This is a genomic window from Bacillota bacterium, assembly GCA_040754675.1.
Classification (GTDB): Bacteria; Bacillota; Limnochordia; order Limnochordales; family Geochordaceae; genus Geochorda.
On record JBFMCJ010000455.1, the window covers coordinates 1 to 3285 of the forward strand.

2 protein-coding genes are annotated in these 3285 nt (G+C 69.3%); one reads left to right on the forward strand and one right to left on the reverse strand.

All coding sequences use genetic code 11. From position 1 onward, the window contains the following. On the forward strand, positions 1 to 618 hold a 618-nt coding region (locus AB1609_18910), incomplete at its 5' end, for a helix-turn-helix transcriptional regulator (protein MEW6048518.1). A 56-nt stretch (positions 619 to 674) separates the two neighbouring features. Here AB1609_18910 and AB1609_18915 read toward each other — a convergent pair. Continuing rightward, on the reverse strand, positions 675 to 3285 hold a 2611-nt coding region (locus AB1609_18915), incomplete at its 5' end, for an ATP-binding protein (GenBank protein MEW6048519.1).

The following is a 3285-nucleotide window of genomic DNA, read 5'->3' on the forward strand; positions in this document are numbered from 1 at the left end:
CACGCCCGCCGGCTCCCCATGCGCGCCTACGCGAGGGAGCTGGGCATCTCCCAGCCCGCGCTCGTGGACCTGGAGCACGGGCGCAACTACCCGGCTCCCGAAACCCTGCGGGCGTACGCGCGCATGGTGGGCGTCCCCGCGGAGCGGCTCCTCGAGGCCGAGGAGCAGGACCGCGCCCTGGCCGCGTTGACCGCGACGCCGCAGGTGGCGAACCGCCTGGCCGCCGAAGCGGCACAGGAAATCGCCCGCGTGCGCCAGATCCTGGGTGCGGGCCGGGCCAGCCGCGAGGACCTCACCCCGGGACCCTTCCTCAGGCTGCAGTACTCCACGCCCAAGTGCGCCCTCGACCTCCGCAAGGACCCCGCCCTGGCACGGTGCTGGAACTACCTGGCTTACTTCGTGCTCGCCAGGGCCGACCTGCCCGTGCCCGGGCCCGCCCGCGCCCTCGAGGCCCGGGAGAAGGCAAAAGCCCCGGGGGCGCCCCCAACCACCGGCAACCCCCACGATCGGGCGGACCTGGTCCGGCTCTGCTTCTCCCGCGTGCGCGTGGCCCTGGGCCCCGGCCAGGCCGTCACCCTCGAGTTCGACGGCATCTCACAGGACCACCATGGCGGCTGACGCGCCCCGGGCTAGCCCTGGGCCCGCGCTCACGCCAGGCGGAGCCGGCCTTCCGCTCACGCGTCACCCGGCCCGCGCCAGGCCGAACCGAGCACCCTGGCCCAGTCCACGCGCTCAAGGGCACGCCCTGCCTCCTCGCGCATCCACTTCCTCACCATCTCGCGCCAGCTCTGAGCCGGCATACATGCCAGGACACCGGAAAGCCCCGCATGCAGCGAACCGAAATCCGGCCGGCCCGCAAGCTCGAGAGCCCGGCGCACCAAGCCGGGCACGTCAAGCAGTTCGGCCACCTGCCGCTCAGCGAGTGCCTCGAGGTCCCTGAGGTATGCCGCCTCCGCTTCCGCCGCGACCACTTCCGGCGGCGGCAGCACCTTCCCGGCCGCGCCGCACTCGGCCAGTTTAGCCTCGACGTAGCCAACAAGCTGCGGCCCGGTCATGGCGTTCAGCTCGACACGCCGGCACACCCACACTTTCCCCTCTTTCCGCCCGACGAAATACTCCCTCTCAACCTGGCTCAGAGTCTCCTCCACCCCCTGGGGAAGCGCCTGCTGCCGCGTGAACTCCTCCACCTGCAACCCCATGGCCAGGGCCTCGTCCAGCCTCAGCCCGAGGTCAATCACGTCAACGTGATACCCGCGCATCCGCCGGGTTTGCTCCCTGAGAGTCCGCGCGATGTTGTACCCGTACGGGTCCGCGTCGTGAAGCACGAACAACCGGCACTCCCTGTCTCTCTCCGCCCGCTGGAACAGCACCCTCGCCGCCTCCGTCGCGTAGCCCTCCGCAGCCACGATCGCCATGTCGTACCGCTCGCCCAGCCTCGCCGCCTCAAGCACCGGCCACAGGCCCTTCTTCTCGACGTACAGCACCTTGTCGAACACCCACTCCGGAAAGTCGTAGGCCCCCACCTCCCTGGTGCCCAGGGGCACCACCACGTTGGTGTGCGGTTCGTAAAGGTGCCCGCGCGGGTCGTAGTACAGCCCCTTTATCTCCCCAAATCGCTCCTGATACTCCAGGAGAAGCTGCTGCGAGAAGTAGTTGTAGTCCAGCTCCCCAGATGTGTGCTCCTGGATCAGCGCCCGCACCTGGTAGTACAGGGTCCGCGCCGACACCGGGTAGCGTCCGCCACCCGTCGCCTTCTCCACCGCCTCCTCCAGCACGGCAAACACAGCCTCCTTCAGTGTCCACCCCCGGCCAACCTTTTGCCCAGCACGGGCCTCCTTCTCCCACCGTACAGCCCGGCGCCGGTACCGCTCACCCTCCCTGTGAAGCGTCCCGCAGACCGCCCACAGCGCCCCGGCCGCATCCCGGGCCACCTGCTCGGGAACGTGAAGCCTCGCCTTGGCCCGGTCCAGAAACGCCACCACCGGACACACCAGGTGGAATGCCACTGCCACTCCACCCAACCGCCACTGCCAACCAGGCTCCAGGGCCTCCGAGACAAACCCCTGCACCCCGTAGGCGCTGAACTTCGGCCCTGGCAGCAGGGTGCCCGCCAGAGGATCCCCGTACGCAGGGCTGAAGTTTATCCCGGCAAAGACCTTCTCCCCCTCAGCCCGGGTCTCAGCGAGCGCCGCCTCGACCACGTACGGGACCCCGCCCGCACACCCGGTCGCGCGCCGGTACCAAAACCGCCCAGCACCCCCGTACCAACGGGTGAACAGCGCACGGAAGTGCCCCTCACCGCAGCACCCCAGCACCTCCGGTGAGGGAGCAGGCGCGTGCTCGCACATGGCCCGAAACAGCAGCTCCACCGCCTCGGGCCGGCCTTCGAAGTCACTGATATGCCGTATCCCCGGCACCGCATCGCACACCGCCCTGGCACGGCCGGCCGCCGTCAGCCCGCGGAACTGGCGCACGAACTCCCGCAGCGTCATGTCCCTGGAGCGTTCCTCCTCGATCGCCCGCACGTGGGCAAACACCAGCCGCGCAAAGGACTCCAGGTCGTACCAGTGGGGTGAGGTCAGGTCGCGCGGGAGGAACTTGCGCCAGCCACCGGGGAACTCGACCGTCGGCTCGTGAAATTCTTCCCGCGCCGCCCCGACCGGTGATGCTGACCGCAGGCTGCCACCTCCGTCCGCAACCCGGATTTTTAACCAAGCGTGCGGGTTGAACACCGCAAACGCCCTGCCCCACTCACGCGGCCAAAACTCCTGACCCGCCGCGGGTACCGGAACCTCCACCAGCGTGCCTTCCGCCAGATCGCACGCTTCCTCGGCGTGCTCCACCTTCACCCTCCCGACCGGGTCAGCCCGAACCCGGATCAGGTGACGCACGCCACATGCCTCCACCACCACCGGCTCGGCACAACCCAGCGCGAAGGGAATCCCCAGCACCGTCTTCAGCGCATTACCCTGGAGGCCCCGGGTCGGAGCCCGGTAGACCACCTTGTCGCTCACCCGCACGCCGAAGTCAAGAACACGCCGCAAGACCTCCGGCTCCAAGCCAGGGCCGTTGTCGCGCACAGCCACCAGCAGGGGATCACCGCGCACCACCCGGATATCCACGCGCGGGGACACCCTCGCCGCCTCCGCCGCATCCAGAGCGTTGTCAACCAACTCTTTGAGCACGACCGCGGCAAACAGCCTCTGGGGCTGCCCCGTCTGCGCCTGCAGTTCGGTAACGCTGACGTATTCCGCAGCACGGGACACCTCCGCCACTACCCGTTCT